This window comes from Microbacterium sp. F01, assembly GCF_056156365.1.
Genome location: NZ_CM149592.1, coordinates 394,240 through 412,264, shown reverse-complemented (window position 1 = coordinate 412,264; position 18,025 = coordinate 394,240). Strand labels below are relative to the sequence as shown.

The following is an 18,025-nucleotide window of genomic DNA, read 5'->3' as shown; positions in this document are numbered from 1 at the left end:
AGAACTAAGTCGCTCTGCGTGTGTCCCGCCGGTAGTGGAACAGCGCGACGGGGAGGAACAGCAGCGGCGCAGAGATCGCGTTCGCGCCGAATCCGAAGACGAGACTCCACGTGTCACCACCGAACGCGTAGCCGAGGAGAAACCCCGCCGTCGTGGCCGCTGCGATGCCGATACGGACCAGCGTGACCGCGGATTGGTGATCGAGCACGCGGAGCACGATGCCGTGGATGCCCGACCAGCCCGTCAGGATCGTCGACGCCCCGACCAGGACGAGTCCGAGCAGGAGGTCCGCCCGCTCGACTCCCGCCGGCGCCCACTGACTGAACCAGATGACGCCGGTGAGGAGTGCGACGACGGCGGTCGCCAGGAGGCCCAGCCGGATGCTGGCACGCCAGCCGCGCGCGATGACCGCCGACGCCTGCCGATAGTCGACGTGGGTGGCGCCGTCGGCGACGATGTTCGTCGTCGTCGCCGCGAAGGCGAGATTCAGCGGCCCGAGAAGAGTCTGCGCGAGCCGCACTCCGCCGATCAGATCGTTCGCGCCGGAACCGGCGAGCACGAAGAGGGGTACCGAGACGATGAATTGCCCGACGACGAAGTCGAGCGTCTGCCAAGCCGCTGATGAGCGGTAGCTGCGGTAGGAGTAGGCCCCGACGCGAAGCGGGACCTGGGGAAGGACGACGGCAGCCGCGATCGCGCAGGAGACGCCGATCGCGAGCATGAATGCCGTGGAGGTGGTGGCCAGAAAAGGCAGTGCCGTCACGGAGACGAGTGCCAGGCGCACGCCGTCACCCGCGGCCACGGCCCAGCGCCGGCTCGAACCGATGGCGCGATATCGGACCCAGTCGTAGAACACCGGAATGGCGCCGGCGAGACCGATGAGCCCCGCCTCGGCGGGTCCGGCGCCGGTCGAGCTGATCGCGATCGCTGCCACCGCCAGGGCGGACAGCGATGAGACGACCAACATGTACCGCGCCGGCACCAGCGATGCGAAATCCGTTCTCTGGAAGATCAGCGCGGGCTGGAAGAGGGCGGCTCGGGACCCTCCGACCGCGAGCACGCTGGCCAGGGTGAGGATCGAGAACGACGTGAAGGTCGCCGGGTCCATCCGGACCGCGGCGATCAGCATCGGCACCGCCCCGGCGGCGCTCGAGAGGATCTGCGCGACCGTCAGCGGGCGCGGGAGCCGCAGACCACGAGGGCTCATCTCGCCGCCGCTCGGATCGCGGTCTCCAGGTTGGCGCCGACGGCGTGCACGCTGAACCGGCGCGGTGGCGCTGACGCGATCTCCAGTTGCCTCGCGAGGTGCCCGTCGTCGCGGAGGAAACTCGCGAGGGTCTCCGCCAGCGCTGGTGTCCCAGCGGGATCGACGGCGACGGCGGCAGCGCCCGAATCGACGATCTCTTCCGCCGCCCCGTCGCGCGTGGACAGCACGACGGGTCGCCGGGCGTTCACGGCCTCGAAGCCCGCGAGCGAGCGGTAGTCGCCGAGCGTCGGACAGACGACGACATGCGCGCGAGCGTAGTCGGCGCCCACCTCGTCGTGCGACCTCCGGCCGTGGAAGCGAACTCGCTCCCCCAGCCCCAGCTCCACGACCTGCTGCTGGAGTGCCGCGCGCTCGGGTCCGTCCCCGACGACATCCAGTGTCCAGTCGCGTGCGTGCTCGGGCAGCACAGCCAAGGCGGCGAGGAGGAGATGGAGCCCTTTCCTGCGCTGAAGACTGTTCAGGAACAGGAAGCGCACCGGTCCCCCGTCGTCCGAACCGGCCGCCGGCTCTCCCGGCTGAGATGTCAGGTACGGCCCGACGTGCAGCCTCTCGGCACGGATGCCGAGTCGTTCGCGCGCATATCGTGCCGTCCGATCGTTGCTCACGAGGACGACGTGCGACCGACGCGCAAGAATCCTCTTCAGCGTCGTCGCGAGGCGGCCGTCGCGGCCGCCTCGGAAGGAAGGATCGGATTCGATCAGCTGAACGACGCGGCGTCGTCGGAGGTGCGCGACAGTCGCCGAGACCAACGCCGTGGGAGTGAACTCGACGATGACGACGACATCCGTCGGACGCCGCAGCATCCGCCACGCCGTCCGGGGCGTGGGAACCCGGAGATTCCCCGTGTACGTGAACTCTCCGACCAGACGGTCCCGGCGGCGCACCCAGAAGCGCAGGTCCGGTGCGAGCGGGAGCTCGGGATAGCGCTCGACAGGATAGCCCTCCCGCACGAGGACGACGGCGTCCGGCAGCCTTCGGGCGAACTGCCCGAGCACCTCGCGGAAGTAGGCCAGATCGTCCCCGAACCCGAACGCGCCACTCACCCACACCGCTCGCAGGTGATCGGACGCTGTCACCCGGTCCTCCCTCGACCCAGTGTTGATCGACCGCGACGGCAATCGGCGGTCGGCGAGGCGCGCTCGAGTGGATCATAACCGCTGACCAGCGAAATTCTCGTGGCTAGGATGTGGCCCATGGGCGGACGACGGAGTCTGGCCGGCTTCACCGGCGCCGGCTATGACAAGGGACGCGGCATCGCTTGGCAGGCGGGGTGGCAGCTGGCTTCCAGCCTTCTCGTCATGCCCTGGTTCGTGCCTCCCGGACTCCGCGTCAAGGTGCTCCGAGCATTCGGCGCGAAGATCGGCGCCGGCGTGAACTTCCGTGCCGGCGTCCGCGTCCACTGGCCCTGGAAGCTCACCATCGGCGACAACACGTGGATCGGCGAACGCGCATGGATCCTCAACCTCGAGCCGGTGAGCATCGGCAGCGACGTCTGCATCTCGCAGGGCGTGTTCCTCTGCACCGGAAGCCACGATCGACGCTCGCCCACCTTCGAGTTCGACAACGCCCCGATCACGATCGAGGACGGCGCGTGGGTCGCTGCGCGCGCGACCGTCCTGCGGGGCGTGACGGTGGGTCGGGATGCGGTCGTGGGAGCGACGGCGTTGGTCACCTCGGACGTCGAGCCGGGATCCATCGTCCTGGCACCGCGCGCGTCCGTTCGCGGTGCGGCGGAACCCGCCACATGAAGATCCTCGGAATCGTCACACTCGTGAGCCCGCTAGGCGAGTACGGCGGACCGACCCGAGTCGCGATCAACCAACTGCTCGCACTCCAGGCGCGGGGGCATCAGGTCGTGCTCGCAGGGACGCAGCGGGGGTTCGACGGGAACATCCCCACCGAACTCGAAGGCGTGCCGGCGAGGCTCTTCCCCGCCCGCACGATCCTGCCCGGAAGCGGATTCGCGGGGCTGGGCTCTCCTGCGCTGTGGAAGGCGGTCCACCGCCACGCGCGGGAGTTCGACGTCATCCATGTCCACGCCGCGCGCGACCTCGTGACGCTCCCGTCGGCGCTCATCGCTCTCCGGCGCCGCGTCCCGATCGTGGTGCAGACGCACGGGATGATCGACGAGACGAGCAATCCCCTCGCCATTCCCCTCGATCTCGCGCTGACTCGCCCCGTACTCAGCCGCGCTCGGATCGTCGCCTACCTGACCTCCCGCGAGCGGGCATCACTGGAGGTCGTTTCCCGTGGCGGGGCGAGACTGGCGGAGCTTCCCAACGGAGTTCCGCTGGAGGCGCCGGTCGCCGCCGTCGGCTCCGCCCGCGTTCTGTACCTGGCTCGTCTCGCCGCGCGCAAGCATCCGGTCGCGTTCGTCGAGGCCGCGGCGCGCGTCGCGCCGGAGTTCCCCGAAGCCGCCTTCGCGCTCGTCGGACCCGACGAAGGCGAGGGCGCGTCTGTCCTGAAGACGATCTCGTCCTCGGGATACGGCGATCGCATCCGTTGGGAGGGCGCGATCGACATGAGCAGTGCGGCGGAGCGGATGCGGCGGGCCAGTGTCTACGTGCTGCCCAGCGTGGACGAGCCCTACCCGATGTCGGTTCTGGAGGCGATGTCGGTCGGGCTGCCGGTCGTCATCACCGATACCTGCGGCCTCGCATCGTTCGTTCGAGACCATGATGCGGGCCTCGTGACGGACGACACCGTCGAGAGCCTCGCGAACGCCCTCCGCACCCTGCTCGCCGACCCGCACCGGGCCGCCGCGATGGGCGCGCGGGGCAGGGATGCCGTGCGGTCAGAGCGCAGCATGACCGCCATCGCCGAGAGCCTCGAGGGTTTCTACCGCTAGGTCGCTCCCGCGTTCACCTGATCGGAATCCGATGATGGGGGCTGCTCCGGGTCAGCAGCGGGGGGCATCGTTCGGGGGCCGCTGACCACGAGGATGCAGGCGATGGTGAGGAAAAGGGCGCCGGTCGCCTGCAGCAGCGATCCGCGGAGGAGGATCGTCATGAAGACCGGCAGGATTCCACCGACGATCGCCCACACGCCGCCTGCGCGGAAGGCGGGCACCGTCCGGCTGTCCATCGCGCGCAGGAGCAGTCCGATGAGCAGGAAGGCGATCACGACGGCGATGATGCCGCCGTTCACGAGGGCCTCGGCCCACGTCGGCGCCGAGAGATTGTCGAACGTGTAACCGCGGTACTCGGCCAACAGGATGCCCGTGTCCGTCGGCTTGTTCGCCCACAGAGCACGAGGAACCCAGAAGAGGACGCTGCCGGCGAACTGGCTCAAGGGTGTGACAAGACCGTCCAGCCAATACGACAGTGCGTTCGCGACCTGCCAGAACGCGTCGTAATCCGGGTTGGACAGGTATTCCGCGAAGAAGCCGGACCGGGTGCTCGCCTCTCCGCCGACGCGGCGGAACGCGTCGGCGATCGGGAACACGAACAGGAATCCGGCGATCGCCGCCAGCATGGTGATCCGCGCACGTCGACGCGTGGCGACGGCACCGGCGAAGACGGCGAGGGCGAAAGCGACAGTTCCGAACGAATACCTCGCACTCGTGACCGGATTGACGATGAGCAGGAGGATCGCCGCGCCGGCAACCGCGCCGATCAGAGCCAGGCGGCGGCTCTGAGCATTGCTGGCGGTCCGACGGAGCTGGGCCAGGGCGCCGACCGACACGAGCAGGGGGTAGATTCCGCTCGCGAAGACCACGCTGCGCACCGCGGGGTCGGGCCACACGGCCGCGCGTGCCGCGGCCGCCGCATCCCGGCTGCCGAGCAGCGCGACAGCTCCCAGCCGAGACAGGACGTAGCCGCTCAGGGCGAGCGAGATCAGGGAGAGCACGATCGTGCCCCAGCTGCTGACCGAGCGGACCTCGATGCTCCGCCCCTCCGTGTGACGACGGCTTTCGCGCAGGATCCACAGCAGCCGCCCGATCTCGTAGCAGAGCACTCCGAGCAGGACCACTCCTGCCGTCGGCATGTCGAGCCCGGTGTCGACCCCCGGTGTCGTCGTCGACGTCAGCCCCGACAGGATCTGAGCGGTCGGAGCGATTCCCATGAAGATGTAGACGAACAGCCAGAAGAAGAAGTCGAACAGCCTCGGGGTTCCCCTCACCCACAGGAAGGAGAGCCGGATCCCGGCCCACACCAGGAGCGCGAGCGTCATGATCCAGGCATCGCTGCGCGGCAGGTCGGCGACGTCGGCGACGAGGAAGGCCGGGATCCCCACCGAGAGGACTGCCAGAGAGATCACGAGAAAGAGCGCGCGCAGTCCCCGTCGGAGCTCGTCGCCGGCGGCGTCGGGCGCACGCGAGCCCACCCGTGAACCCTCCGAGCGCCCATGCCGCGGGCTGGGTTGCGGAAACTGTTCGGTTCGCGTCATCGGGCGCCGTCCACAGGGGTTTCGCAGCGGCTGAGCGCTCAGTCCGCGGGTTGTAGATTTCTCTGCGGTTGGGGGGAATTATATGGGGATGGGGGAAAATATGGTCAGGTTCTCTCCCTCCGCGTGATGGGGCGAGGGTATGGAAACCAGAAGTATGCTCCGGCTCGTCCGGCATCACTGGGCGGTGGTCGTTGCCTGCTTGATGCTCGGCGTCCTCGGAGGATGGGCGCTCGTCGTCACCGCGCCGCGCGAGTACACGGCCAGCGCTGACGTCTTCGTCACGTTCACCGGCGGGGCGAGCACGGGCGAGCTGGCGCAGTCGTCCAACTTCTCGCAGCTTCAAGCCCGGAACTTCAGCGCCATCGCGACCCGCGAGGTGGTGCTGGAACCGGTCATCGAGTCGCTCGACCTCGACGTCACCATCTCCCAGCTGCGCCGTCAGGTCTCGACATCGGTCCCACTGAACACGAGCGTCATCACGATCTCGGCGACCGACCAGTCCCCCGAGCGCGCGGCGGCCATCGCCAACTCGGTATCGACCTATCTCGCCGAAGTCGTCCCCTCCCTCACGCCCCGGGTCGACGGGCAGTCCCCGGTCCGCCTGCAGGTGATCGAATCAGCCAAGCCACCGACGGCACCGTCGTCGCCGAACGTCCCCCTGCTGCTGCTGACCGGGCTGCTCGCAGGCCTTGTGGCGGCGACTGTCGTCGTCGTGCTGCGCGGCGTCGTAGACGCCCGCGTGCGCGACAAGGACCAGGTCGCGGAGCTCACCGGGCTGCCGGTACTGGGGGTGGTGTCCTTCGACCGACGCGCGCAGCGGGACCCCATAGCGGTGGTGAAGAGCGGGTCCCGGCGTGGTGAGGAGTACCGGCAGCTGCGCGCCAATCTCCGATTCCTGCAGCCCGGGGAACCGCACAAGGTCTTCTCGATCACGTCCTCGCGCCCCGGCGAGGGCAAGAGCGCGACGGCGGCGAACATCGCGGCCGCACTGGCCGCCTCGGGACTGGAGGTGTGTCTCGTAGAGGCCGACCTGCGTCGGCCGACGCTGAGCGACGTGCTGGATCTTCCCGAGTACACCGGCCTCACCGACGTGCTCACCGGGGACATCACGCTCGACGAGGCCATCGTGAGCTGGGGGCCCGACGACCTCAAGGTCGTCCTCGCGGGCTCGCGGCCACCCAACCCCAGCGAGCTTCTCGAGTCCGCCGCCGCCAGCGAAGTCCTGCGGCGCATCCGGGAACGCTTCGACGTGACCATCATCGACTGCCCACCCCTCAACCCCGTCCCCGACGGCGCCGTGCTCGCGCGACTGCTCGGCGGCGTCATCCTGGTCATCGGCGCCCGGGTGCTGCGCGTCCGCGAACTGCGTCGAGCACTGGACCGGCTCTCCGCGATGGGAGCGTCCGTCGAAGGCACCGTATTCAACCTGTCCCGCGCGCGCGAGGACCACCGGTACAGCTACGCACCGGCGAAGGCACCTGCCCGTCCCGCCGAAACGGATACCTCGGACGCCGCAGCGGATGCGCTCGCCGACGTGGGGGACCGGGCTTCCGCCGCAACTCTCGAGACCGATACACCGGCCGGCCGAGGTGTGAGCGACCCGCTCGCGGACGAGTACGATCCGATCGGCGCCGACGACGGCTTCGCCGACGACGAGGAGGGCATCGACGACGTCGACTGGCCGACCGGCGAGGGCAGCGACTCCGACCGACCCCGGCGCCGCTCAGCGCGCCGCGCCAGCGTCCCGCCTATCCGTGGGGCCGACTCGTCCCGCGACGCGTAGTGATGCATCGTGGGCGACGGTCTGGGCTCGATCCTCTTCGTCTGCACAGGAAACGTCTGTCGGTCTCCTTACCTGGAATGGGGGCTTCGGGGGGCACTCGAGTCCAGAGGAGGACCGGTCGCTCGATTGGCGTCCGCAGGCCTCGCTCCGCTCGCCGGTCACCCCATGAGCAGCGTGCTTCGCGACCGATTGCTGGACCGTGGAATCGACGCATCGGAATTCAGGGCCCGCGGGCTGACCGAGGGAATGGTCGCCCGGGCTGACCTCGTGCTCACCGCGAACCGGGGGCACCGACAGTTCATCGTGCGTCAAATGCCCGCCGCGGCGACCCGGACATTCACGGTGCTGCAGTTCGCCCGCCTCTTGCGCGCACTTCCCGAGCGCGGGGATGGCGTCGCCGACCTCCCCACGCTCGCAGGCCTCGCCCACCAGGCACGCGGCATGGCCGGCGCGTCGACCGAGCACGACGACATCGAGGACCCGTGGAAGCGCTCACGTCGCGTGTACGCGAGGAGCGCCGGAAAGATGGATGAGGTGCTCGAGGATCTCCTCGAGCACCTCATCCCGCGATGAGAGGTCGCGTCTTACCAGCTGCTGGCCGCGTAGTACTGCAGGTCCTGCACGTACGGCGTCGAGACGACGGTGTACGGCGACGTGACGGAGTCCGCCGTCGCCCCGGATCGCACGATCTTCGCCGATACGGAACCCACCTTCAGCGGCACCGTGTACGCGGAGACTCCCGCAGGGGCGCTGAAGCTGGTCGTCGTGCCGCCGACAGTGATCTGCACGGTCGCCGGCGACGGCAGCCACACGACAGCTTCCACCATGTCGCGCGCAGCGGTCGACGTGCCGTCGAGCGTCGGCGCGCCCATCAGCTGCTGCGAGTACGAGGGCTTGGCGCTGACGAACTGCGTGCGGTGCGTGAGCACGATCGCGTCCGACGTGATCGCCGGCTGCGAGCCCGTGTGGAACCACGAGGTGTAGTACCTCGTGAGATCCAGGAAAGCCGATCCGTGATCCTGCGACGGCGCGATCTGGGTCGACTCGCTGTAGTCGTTCCACGTCACGAGCTGGACGTAGTCGGCCTTCTGGGAGATGGCCTTGCTCCACTGCGCCCGCACGGACGCGGTGTTGTTGGCCTCAGCCCACGAGAGCGATCGGTAGCGGACGTCCTGAACCGCGATCGGCGACATCCAGGTCTTGCCCATCGCGTGGGCGCGAGCCACGTTGTCGGCGCTGTTGAGCGTGGTGCGCTCGGTGCGCGTGCCCCAGTTGCCGAAGCCGTCCGCGATCGGAGCGTAGGCCTTGAGGTTGGCGTCGCTCGCGTTGTTGAACACGGCCTGGAACGAGATGGGCAGCGCGTACTTGGTCTCGAGCAGGTTGATGACCTGCGTCCACCACGACACCGATGCGCCTTCCGCCTTGAAGCTGGACAGGACGAACTCGCCGTCCTCCTTGTAGGCGGACCCGTTCTTGTAGAGCTGGCTCAGCAGAGAGGCCGCCGTCTCGGGGGTGGCGGAGGTGAAGCCAGAGGATCCGTCGACCATGGGCACCACGGAGAAGCCGCCGACCTGCGTGGCTGCCTTCATGAGGTTGACCGAGGCATCCCAGTTCTGGCCGCCGGTGCTCATGAGGTTGAGCGTGAATCCATCGATGCCCGCGGACTTCGCCTGCCGCACCTCGGTGGCGAAGTTGTTGACTCGCCAGTCGGTCGAGGTCGACACCCCGGGAGAGACGGGCCGGTCACGCAGCAGGCCGCCGACGGAGGCGAACTTGCCGCTCTCACCGTCCGGGCTGAGGTAGTTGCGGGTGTAGTAGTCGGTCGACTCGGTCTTGTTGTCGATCGACAGGGGGTACGGCACGAAATAGTGCGCGAAGACGAGCGGGCCATCTGCGGGTGTTTCCGCCGGCGGCGTGGGCGTCGGCGTGGGTGTCGGTGTCGGCGTGGGCGTAGGCGCAGGTGTCGTCGAAACTGGCGCGGTGCTCACCTCGATCCGGGGAACATCAGCGTTGAAGCGCTCCATGCGCAGCTGGATGTAGCGCTGACTGTAGTTCAGGGCAACGGCGAAGTCACCGGTCGTCGAGATCGACCGGACGTCGAGGGGGATGCGGAGCGTCTGGCCCTTGACGGCGGTCGCGCTGGGCTGCGACAGCGCCGCGCCGGTCGGACCCGGCTGGTTCTCGTACGTCAGCGAGGAGGACTTCCACGAGGCGGACGTGGGGTAGGCGACGAGCCCGGGAGCCGTGGCCGTGGTGCTGTTCACCTTGACGACGAGGGTCGCCGCTGTCACCTCGCGCCCGGCGAGCGAATCGCCGTCGAACTTGAGGTACGTGCGGTCGGCCGAAGCGGTGGCGCTCAGCAGCCCGGACTGCGGCACGGTCGGCTGTCGCGTCGTCGTCCAGGCCGTGTCGGTGGCGGTCAGGATCGCCGAGTCCGCGGCGTCGGCACGCTCTCCGCCTGCGGTGAGGGGGAGCACGGCGCCCGCGACGATCGCGGCGACGAGGAACGCTCCGAAAGCCTTGGCACGCCGAGGCTTGCGAGAGCGATGATCGGGGGAAGTTGGGAGGTTACGAGTATGGGGAGATGTCACGAGTCAGCTCTTGTCCTTGTTGCGATTGTTCGGTCTGGCTGCGCGACGACCCCCATCGACGCACGGTGCCCCAGACGACTAGGTCACGTTAGCCGGACAGCGATTGCCCCTCCTAATTGAGAGCGGGTATATTAGGCGATTCTCAGAATTCCGCAGTGCTGCGACACGGAGGTTCAACGACATCTCCGCCACTTTTCGCTAGCATGGGCTCGCCGGCTCGGAGCCCGAACCAAGCCGGGTCTGTCCGGGGAGACCGCGATGCGAACGCTTCGTAGGGATGTCGGCGGTATGCCGCTGTGGGCGATCCTGCTCGTGATCCTCGTCGGCCTCATCGTGGCCGCGTTTCTGGGCAGCGCTTCCGCAGCGCGCGGGAAGGTCCCCCAGTACGCGGCGCCTTCCGACGCCTCGACTCCGACGATTCCCGCCCCGATGCCGTTCGCCGTCTTCATCGGCGATTCTTACACCCAAGGTGCCGGTGGCGCCGGCGTCAAGTGGCCGACCATCGTCGGCGAAGCGCATGGGTGGGACGTCGACAATCTCGGGCTGGGCGGAACCGGGTACATCCAGACCTCCGACGTGAACGGGTGCGGGAGGACATACTGCGGAAGCTATCGCGAGGCCGCCGACGAGATCGTCGGGTCACCGTCGTACATCTTCGTCGCCGGCGGTCGCAATGATCTGAGGCTCCCCGCGGCGGACATCGGCGCCGCGGCAGACGCGCTGTTCGCCGACCTGCGCGAACGCTACCCGCTCGCGCGGATCTTCGTGCTCGCCCCCTGGTTTGACGACGATGCGCCGCCATCCGAGATGGCAGGCGCCTCCGCGGCCATCGAAGCGGCGGCCATCGAGCACGGGGCCGTGTTCCTCGACACGGGGGAACCCCTGCGCGACAGGCCTGACCTCATCTCGGAGGACGGCGTCCACCCGAATGCCGAGGGATATCGAGCGCTCGCGGCCGCGGTCGCCGCAGTGCTCGATCCGCAGCTGGCACCGTAGACGGAAGATCGGTCCCACCCGGTCCCCCTCTGTCCGTGCGGCCGGGACTGCTGTAGGGTGCCGCCAACAGACCCGGTGTGTGGGACACCGAGGGATTCACATGGGGGAATCATGGCTGTACGCATCGGCTACGCCGCCGGGGCATTCGACCTCTTTCACGTCGGACATCTCAACATCCTTCGACACGCCAAGGAGAACTGCGACTTCCTGATCGCGGGCGTCGTCAGCGACGAGATGCTCCGACTCGTGAAACACGTCGAGCCCGTCATCCCGACGGCGGAGCGCGTCGAGATCGTCCGGAGCATCACCTACGTGGACCAGGTCCATGTGGAGGACGTCCCCGACAAGCTCGAGACGTGGCGGCAGCTCCACTTCACGCACTTCTTCAAGGGCGACGACTGGCGCGGCACCAAGAAGGGCGCCCGACTCGAGCGGGAGTTCGCCGCGGTGGGCGTCGAAGTCGTCTACTTCCCCTACACGGTGCACACGTCGAGCAGCGCCCTGCGGCACGCGCTCGAAGCGATGGCGGCGTCGCACCCGCGCGAGGAGACGCTCACCGAGGGCCTCATCGCGAACGCCTGAACGGCACGATTCACGGATGCCTCGGGCCGAGGCATCCGTGAAACTACAGCTCGCCGGGCTGCATGGCCTCGCGGTCGAGCTCCTCGACGAAGCGGCGGGCGGGGCTCGGCTCCACGCCGGCCTTGCGGGGTGCGTAGACGACGAGCGAGTGGAAGAGGAAGCGCACGAAGAACGCGACGACGAGGGTGACGGCGGTCGCGACGACGGCGGAGATGTGGCCTGTCGAGACCATGGCCGCGACGATCGGGATGCGGATCACCGCTTCCGCGTTGTTGAACGTGAACGACTTGGCGAACCGCAGCCACACCCCCGACGCGCTCTCGCGCATGTCCTCGAAAACGAACCGCTCCTGCAGCAGGAAGTTGCCGATGATGGTGACCTCGGCGGCGACGATCGCGGCGACGATGTAGTCGACGCCGAGCTGCGTGAGCGCCCACACGATCGCGACGTTCGCGATGGCGCCGACGCCGCCGATCACGGCGAACAGCGACATCTTGCCGAACCGCAGCGCGGTCAGCTGTGTGACGAAGTGCAAGCCCTGTCGCACCGACGCCTTCGATTCGCCCGCGTGGCGGTCGGCGAAGTCGAACGGGATCTCGGCCACGCGCATGGGGCGGCGCGCGAGGATCTCGAGGAGGATCTTGAATCCGCGGGGTTTCAGCAGCGCCTGATCGACGCTGCGCCGATCGATGAGGAAGAAGCCGGTCATCGGGTCGGTCACGTCTCGCAGCCGGATCGGGAACATCGCGCGGGTCACCGCGGTGGACGATCTCGACACCAGCACCCGCGTGCGGTCGGCGAGTCCGTGGGCCGTGCCTCCGCCGGCGTAACGCGATCCGATCACCACATCGACGTCACCGCGCGAGAACCGGGCCCACAACTCGGGGATCTTCTCGGGCGGATGCTGCAGATCGGCGTCCATCACGAGGCATGCGTCCGCCTCCGCGGCGACGAAGCCCTCCATGACGGCTCCGCCCAGGCCCCCGACGGCCTGATCGCGGTGGATCAGCCGCACCGGCAGGGACGCGGATTCCGCGACCTCGTGGATCACGTCGGGTGTGGCGTCCGTGCTGTCGTCGACGAAGAGGATCTCGGCGTCGATGCCCGCCGTCTCGACGGCAACGGTGACACGACGAACCAGCTCCGCGATGTTCGGAGCCTCGTTGTAGGTCGGAACCACGATCGACAACTGCATCGCGGGCTATCCTCCCATGCGCCGGTGAATCGTCGCTTCCGAGTTCGGCAGACCCATGACGGCTTCTCGGTCGGCCCACAGGGCCCCGGGGCGACGGCGTGCTCGGCGCCCACCCAGGATCCATCCCTGAGAATGGGATGATGACTTCCCCCGCGTCCTCCCCCTCCTCCCTCACGATGTTCGGCGCCGACTGGTGCCGCGACTGCATCCGCACCAAGAAGCAGCTCGACGCGCTGGGCATCTCCTACACTTATGTCGACCTCGTCGCCGACCCCGCCGCGGCGGACGTCGCCCGCGACATCTCGGGCCGCACCAACATCCCGGTCGTCGTGTACCCGGATGCCTCGCACCACGTCGAGCCGTCGAACGCCGACGTCGAGGCGAAGCTGCGCGAACTCTCCCTCATCTGAGGCGCATGGCTCCCGCTCGTTGAGCGAGCTTGCGAGTCGGAACGCCTCGGAGTACCGGCGACACCCTGACGCCGCGGCATCCGTCCGAATTAGGCTGAGGCCGTGAGCGTCGAACGCAATACCCGGGCGATCGAGGGATCTGTCGTCACCGACTTCGAGGACCGCATGAGCTATGGCGGCTACCTCGATCTCGCGACCCTTCTGTCGGCCCAGCGGCCGCTCAGCGGCGGCGGCGGCAAGCAGGAGCATCATGATGAACTGCTGTTCATCGTGCAGCACCAGACCACGGAGCTGTGGCTGAAGCTCGTGCTGCACGAGCTCGGCGCCGCCTGCCGGCTGCTCCGCGAAGACCAGCTCGCCCCCGCGCTCAAGTGCATCGCACGTGTCAAGCACATCCAGAAGACCCTCACCGAGCAGTGGTCGGTGCTCGCGACCCTCACGCCCGCCGAGTACGGGCAGTTCCGCGGGGTGCTGGGGAACGCCAGCGGCTTCCAGTCCGCGCAGTATCGCGCCGTCGAGTTCACTCTGGGCAACAAGAACGCCGCGATGCTGCGGGTGTTCGCCTCCGACCCCGCCGCGCACGCGCTCGTCGGCGCGGCGCTCGAGGCGCCGAGCCTCTACGACGAGTTCCTGGGCATGCTCGCCCGCTCCGGCTACCCGATCCCCGCCGAGGTGCTCGAACGGGACGTCACGACGGCGTGGACCTACACGCCGGAGCTCGTGCCGGTGTTCACCGAGATCTATCGCGACCCCCAGGCGCACTGGGCGGCCTACGAGACGTGCGAGGAGCTGGTCGATCTCGAGGACAACTTCCAGCTGTGGCGCTTCCGCCACTTGAAAACCGTCGAGCGCATCATCGGCTTCAAGACAGGCACCGGCGGCTCGAGCGGCGTGCCGTTCCTGCAGCGGGCGCTCGATCTCACCTTCTTCCCCGAGCTGTACGCCGTGCGGACGGAGCTGTGATGTCGCACGATCCCGACGCCCTGCGCGAACTCCTCGGCCCCGACGCGGCGCTCTGCCACCGCGCCATCACCGGCGAGCACGGCGTCTCGCTGCCGCCGTTCACCGACCACCACGTGCACCTGCACCTCATCGACGAGAGCGCGCTCGCCGCGGGCGGCATCGCCGGCGTCGTCGACCTGGGCGGCGACCCGGTGGCTCTGGCACGACGGGCGAACCACAGCATTCCGCGCGTGGCATATGCCGGCGCATTCCTGACGGCGGTCGGCGGCTACCCGGTCGGGCGCCCGTGGGCGCCGGCCGAGATCGCCCGCGAGATCGCGGACGCCTCGACCCATCCTGGCGTCGCCGGAGGCGCGGCGACCGCGGTCGACGAGCAGGCGTCGTTCGGGGCATCCGTCATCAAGGCCTCCCTCAACAGCGTTGCGGGGCCGGTGCTCGACGCGGCGGCGCTGGCCGCGATCGTCGAGGTCGCGCGCGAGCGCGGGCTGCCGGTCGTCGCACATGCGGAGGGCATCGGGATGCCGCAGCTCGCGCTGGATGCGGGCGTCGACGGCTTCGCCCACACGCCGTTCACCGAGTTCGTCGGACGCCACTTCACCGCGCACGCCGTCAAGGCCGGCCAGGTGTGGATCTCGACGCTCGCGATCCACGAGGGCGATGAGGAGGCGGCCGAGTTCGCCCGGGTGAACCTCGCCGGCTTCGCCGCCGCAGGCGGCCGAGTGCTCTACGGCACCGACCTCGGCAACGGCGAGCAGCCGGTGGGCGTCAACCCCGACGAGGTCGCCGCGCTCGACCGCGCGGGCGTCCGTGGCGCGGCGCTCATCGCGGCGCTGGCCGATCCGTGGCCGCTCGCCGACCCGCCGTCCGGAGTCTGCACCTTCGTCCCCGGACCCCCGCCCGTCGAACTCGACGAGGTCGCCGAGTGGCTGCGGGGCGCGACCGTCGTCCCCAGCGAGGAGCTCATCCATGACGACCACTGACCCCGCAGCGGCGGCCGTCACCGAAGGGCTCGAGGACGCAGCATCCGTTCTCGATGCAGCCGATCCTCTCCGCGCTCACCGTGACGCGTTCGTCGGAGCCGAGACGTCGCTCGTGTACTTCGACGGCAACTCGCTCGGGCGCCCGCTGCGGGCGAGCGTCGAGCGGCTCGCCGCGTTCGCGCGCGACGAGTGGGGCGGGCGCCTCATCCGCGGGTGGGACGAGTCGTGGATGCAGCTGCCCTTCGGCATCGGCGACGCCGTGGGCCGTGCGGCGATCGGCGCCGCGCCCGGCCAGACCGTCATCGGCGACTCGACCACCGTGCTCCTCTACAAGCTCCTGCGGGCCGCGTTCGACGCCGCCGTCGCCGCGGATCCGGCCCGCGTCGAGATCGTCGTCGACCGCGACAACTTCCCGACCGACCGCTACCTCGTCGAGGGCATCGCCGCGGAGCGCGGCGGCCGCGTGCGATGGATCGATGTCGACCTCGCCGGTGGCGTCTCCGCGTCGGCGTTGAGCGAGGCGGTCGGACCCGAGACGGCGGTCGTGCTGCTGTCGCACGTCGCGTACCGATCCGGTTATCTGGCGGATGCTGCGACCCTCACCCGCATCGCCCACGACGCCGGCGCGCTCATCCTGTGGGACCTCTGCCACTCCGCGGGCTCCGTGCCGGTCGAGGCCGACGCATGGGAGGTCGACCTCGCCGTGGGCTGCACCTACAAGTACCTCAACGGCGGGCCGGGCTCGCCGGCGTTCGCGTATGTGGCCGCGCGATTGCAGGATCGACTGGCCCAGCCCATCCAAGGGTGGATGGGCACGGCCGACGTGTTCGCGATGGGGCCTTCGTACCTCCCGGCGGACGGGATGCGGCGCTTCCTGTCGGGCACGCCGCCGATCGTGGGCATGCTCGCGATGCAGGACACGCTCGCGCTGCTCGAGGAGGTCGGCATCGAGGCCGTGCGCGCCAAGTCGGTCGCGCTCACCGAGTTCGCCGTGCGCGTGGCCGACGAGCTGCTCGCCCCGCTCGGCGTCACGGTGGCGTCGCCGCGGCATCCCGCCGAGCGCGGCGGACACGTGACGCTGTCGCACCCGTCGATGCGCGCGGTCACCGCGCGTCTGTGGACCCAGGACGTCATTCCCGACTACCGCGACCCGGGGGGCCTCCGCATCGGCCTCTCCCCCCTGTCGACGTCTTTCGCCGAGACGCTCGCCGGGCTCCGCGCGGTCGAGGCAGCCGTCCGCGCCGAGTCCTGACTCGCGGTGGGCATCCACAGGCCGAATCGGCGCGTGCGTCACTGACCTACACTGGCGCGATGAGCAAAGAGGCTCCGCCGGCGACTGGGGTTCCGGCATCCACCTCCGCCCGGCTCGGCCGCGGCACCATCGCGCGTTACGCGACCGGGTCGCTCGGCACGGGCGGGTTCGCGACCCTGCCGGGGCTCGTGCTGACCTACTACCTCACCGACTCGCTCGGGGTCGCGGCGCTCGCGGCCGGCGCCGTCATCACGGTCGCGAAGGTGTGGGATGTCGTCATCGACCCGATCATCGGGGCGCTCACCGACCGCGACCTCGCGCGCCACGGCAGCCGTCGGCGCCTGATGCTCATCGGCGCGCTCGCGCTGCCGGTGCTTTTCGCGCTGACGTTCGCCGTGCCGCCGTCGCTCGGACCGGTGGTCGCGGGCATCTGGGTGCTCCTCGCGTTCACGATGACGGCCACGGCGTTCAGCCTCTTCCAGGTGCCGTACATCGCCCTCCCCGCTGAGCTCACGCCGCGGTACGACGAGCGCACGCGCCTGCTGACCTGGCGCGTGGTGGTGCTGACGCTCGCGATCCTGCTGTTCGGCGCCGGTGGGCCGGCGCTGCGCCGCGTGTCTGACGACCCGTTCGTCCAGTACCTCGTGATGAGCGTCGTGTGCGGCGTCGTGATCGGGATCGGGATGCTGGTTACCACCGGTGTCGCCCGGGCCGCGGCATCCGTCCCCCCGCAGATCCGCGAGAGAACACCTGGCGGCCGAGAGGTAGTGAAGTTCCCTGACTCTCGGCCGCCAGGTGTTCTCTCGCAGAAGGACGACGGGGACGACGGTGGCGACGGGGGCGACGGGACGGCGAACGGGCGGAAGGCCGGCGCGCGGATTCGGGAGCACTTCGCGGACGGAATCGGCGCGCTCAGACGCAGCACGGCGTTCCGGATGCTGCTGTCGACCTTCGTGCTCCAAGCCCTCGCCACGGGGCTCATGCTCGCGGGCGCGCAGTACGTCGCGACATGGGTGCTGCACTCGCAGGCGGCCGTCGAGCTGCTGTTCGTCGCGCTCATCGCGCCTGCTCTGCTCGCCGCCCCGGCGTGGGGTGTGATCGCGCGCCGCATCGGCAAGGAACGCACGTTCACCATCGCGAGCGTCGTGTTCGCGGTCGCGGCGCTGTCGATCCTCGGCATGCTGTGGGCACCGGGAGACTGGATCTACGCGCCCGTGAGCGTCGCCGGCATCGCGTACGCGGGCATGCAGTCGCTGCCGATGGCGATGCTGCCCGACGTGATCTCGCACGACGAGCGCACCCACGGACCCGGCCGGGCGGGATCGTTCAGCGGCGTCTGGACCGCCGGCGAGACCGTGGGCTTCGCGCTCGGCGCGACGACGCTGGCGGTGATCCTCGCGGTGACGGGATACGTCTCGTCGACAGGAACGCAGGTCGTGGAGCAGCCGGATGCCGCGATCACGGGCATCGTCGTGAGCTTCAGCCTCGCGCCGGCCGTGCTCATCGGCCTCAGCCTGCTCACCCTGGCCCGGTACCCGCTGCGCCGCGCCGACATCGACCACGACTGACGCCCCGCCGCGTGCACAGAATCGGAGAACTTCACCGACACGCGGACGA

General features: G+C 69.3%; 16 protein-coding genes. 11 read left to right on the top strand and 5 right to left on the bottom strand.

Translation table 11 applies throughout. The annotated features are described in order from the left end of the window. Window positions 1-4: 4 nt before the first annotated feature. On the bottom strand, window positions 5-1,207 hold the full coding sequence (locus ACVN90_RS01825; protein WP_475100475.1) for an MATE family efflux transporter: 1,203 nt from the start codon (window positions 1,205-1,207) through the stop codon (window positions 5-7). Continuing rightward, on the bottom strand, window positions 1,204-2,343 hold the full coding sequence (locus ACVN90_RS01820) for a glycosyltransferase family 4 protein (protein WP_475100474.1): 1,140 nt from the start codon (window positions 2,341-2,343) through the stop codon (window positions 1,204-1,206). The genes ACVN90_RS01825 and ACVN90_RS01820 overlap by 4 nt, the downstream gene beginning before the upstream one ends. 117 nt (window positions 2,344-2,460) lie before the next feature. On the opposite strand from ACVN90_RS01820, the gene ACVN90_RS01815 reads away from it, so the two are divergent. Together ACVN90_RS01815 and ACVN90_RS01810 are read left to right on the top strand one after the other, a co-directional pair. After that, window positions 2,461-3,015 carry a DapH/DapD/GlmU-related protein gene (locus tag ACVN90_RS01815; protein WP_475100473.1) on the top strand — a complete coding sequence of 185 codons (555 nt, stop codon included), beginning with the start codon at window positions 2,461-2,463 and terminating at the stop codon, window positions 3,013-3,015. After that, window positions 3,012-4,115, top strand: a complete 1,104-nt coding sequence (locus ACVN90_RS01810) for a glycosyltransferase (protein WP_475100471.1) — start codon at window positions 3,012-3,014, stop codon at window positions 4,113-4,115. Before ACVN90_RS01815 ends, ACVN90_RS01810 begins: the two co-directional genes overlap by 4 nt. On the opposite strand, the gene ACVN90_RS01805 is transcribed toward ACVN90_RS01810, so the two are convergent. Next, window positions 4,112-5,593: a hypothetical protein gene (locus tag ACVN90_RS01805; RefSeq protein ID WP_475100470.1), complete on the bottom strand. Its 1,482-nt coding sequence runs from the start codon at window positions 5,591-5,593 to the stop codon at window positions 4,112-4,114. The two genes, ACVN90_RS01810 and ACVN90_RS01805, sit on opposite strands and share 4 nt — an antisense overlap. Before the next feature lie 217 nt (window positions 5,594-5,810). Between ACVN90_RS01805 and ACVN90_RS01800 the strand changes: the two genes are divergently transcribed. Both ACVN90_RS01800 and ACVN90_RS01795 read left to right on the top strand, forming a co-directional pair. Continuing rightward, on the top strand, window positions 5,811-7,439 hold the full coding sequence (locus tag ACVN90_RS01800) for a tyrosine-protein kinase domain-containing protein (RefSeq protein ID WP_475100469.1): 1,629 nt from the start codon (window positions 5,811-5,813) through the stop codon (window positions 7,437-7,439). Window positions 7,440-7,448: 9 nt separating this feature from the next. After that, a complete protein-coding gene (locus ACVN90_RS01795) occupies window positions 7,449-8,012 on the top strand; it encodes an arsenate reductase/protein-tyrosine-phosphatase family protein (RefSeq protein WP_475100468.1) in 564 nt (187 codons plus the stop codon). 11 nt (window positions 8,013-8,023) lie between these two features. On the opposite strand, the gene ACVN90_RS01790 is transcribed toward ACVN90_RS01795, so the two are convergent. Continuing rightward, window positions 8,024-9,916, bottom strand: coding sequence for a glycoside hydrolase family 71 protein (locus ACVN90_RS01790; RefSeq protein ID WP_475100466.1), 1,893 nt, complete (start codon window positions 9,914-9,916; stop codon window positions 8,024-8,026). A gap of 372 nt (window positions 9,917-10,288) precedes the next feature. On the opposite strand from ACVN90_RS01790, the gene ACVN90_RS01785 reads away from it, so the two are divergent. Continuing rightward, window positions 10,289-11,026, top strand: coding sequence for an SGNH/GDSL hydrolase family protein (locus ACVN90_RS01785; protein WP_475100465.1), 738 nt, complete (start codon window positions 10,289-10,291; stop codon window positions 11,024-11,026). 111 nt (window positions 11,027-11,137) lie between these two features. Then, window positions 11,138-11,608, top strand: a complete 471-nt coding sequence (locus ACVN90_RS01780) for an FAD synthase family protein (protein WP_475100464.1) — start codon at window positions 11,138-11,140, stop codon at window positions 11,606-11,608. Window positions 11,609-11,651: 43 nt separating this feature from the next. Here ACVN90_RS01780 and ACVN90_RS01775 read toward each other — a convergent pair whose 3' ends face one another. Next, window positions 11,652-12,803 (bottom strand): glycosyltransferase, encoded by a 1,152-nt coding sequence (locus tag ACVN90_RS01775; protein ID WP_475100463.1) that lies wholly within the window; start codon window positions 12,801-12,803, stop codon window positions 11,652-11,654. Between the two features lie 140 nt (window positions 12,804-12,943). Here ACVN90_RS01775 and ACVN90_RS01770 point away from each other — a divergent pair, with 140 nt between their 5' ends. The 5 genes from ACVN90_RS01770 (at window position 12,944) to ACVN90_RS01750 (ending at window position 17,976) form a co-directional block, all read left to right on the top strand. Then, window positions 12,944-13,213 carry a glutaredoxin domain-containing protein gene (locus ACVN90_RS01770; RefSeq protein ID WP_475100462.1) on the top strand — a complete coding sequence of 90 codons (270 nt, stop codon included), beginning with the start codon at window positions 12,944-12,946 and terminating at the stop codon, window positions 13,211-13,213. Between the two features lie 102 nt (window positions 13,214-13,315). Then, complete coding sequence (gene kynA / locus ACVN90_RS01765; RefSeq protein ID WP_475100461.1) at window positions 13,316-14,176, top strand: tryptophan 2,3-dioxygenase; 861 nt, start codon at window positions 13,316-13,318, stop codon at window positions 14,174-14,176. Beyond that, window positions 14,176-15,156 carry a hypothetical protein gene (locus ACVN90_RS01760; RefSeq protein WP_475100460.1) on the top strand — a complete coding sequence of 327 codons (981 nt, stop codon included), beginning with the start codon at window positions 14,176-14,178 and terminating at the stop codon, window positions 15,154-15,156. The genes kynA and ACVN90_RS01760 overlap by 1 nt, the downstream gene beginning before the upstream one ends. After that, window positions 15,143-16,408, top strand: coding sequence for a kynureninase (locus ACVN90_RS01755; protein WP_475100459.1), 1,266 nt, complete (start codon window positions 15,143-15,145; stop codon window positions 16,406-16,408). The genes ACVN90_RS01760 and ACVN90_RS01755 overlap by 14 nt, the downstream gene beginning before the upstream one ends. 59 nt (window positions 16,409-16,467) lie before the next feature. Next, entirely contained in the window at window positions 16,468-17,976 is a 1,509-nt protein-coding gene (locus ACVN90_RS01750) for an MFS transporter (RefSeq protein WP_475100457.1), read from the top strand. The last annotated feature ends 49 nt before the right edge of the window (window positions 17,977-18,025 follow it).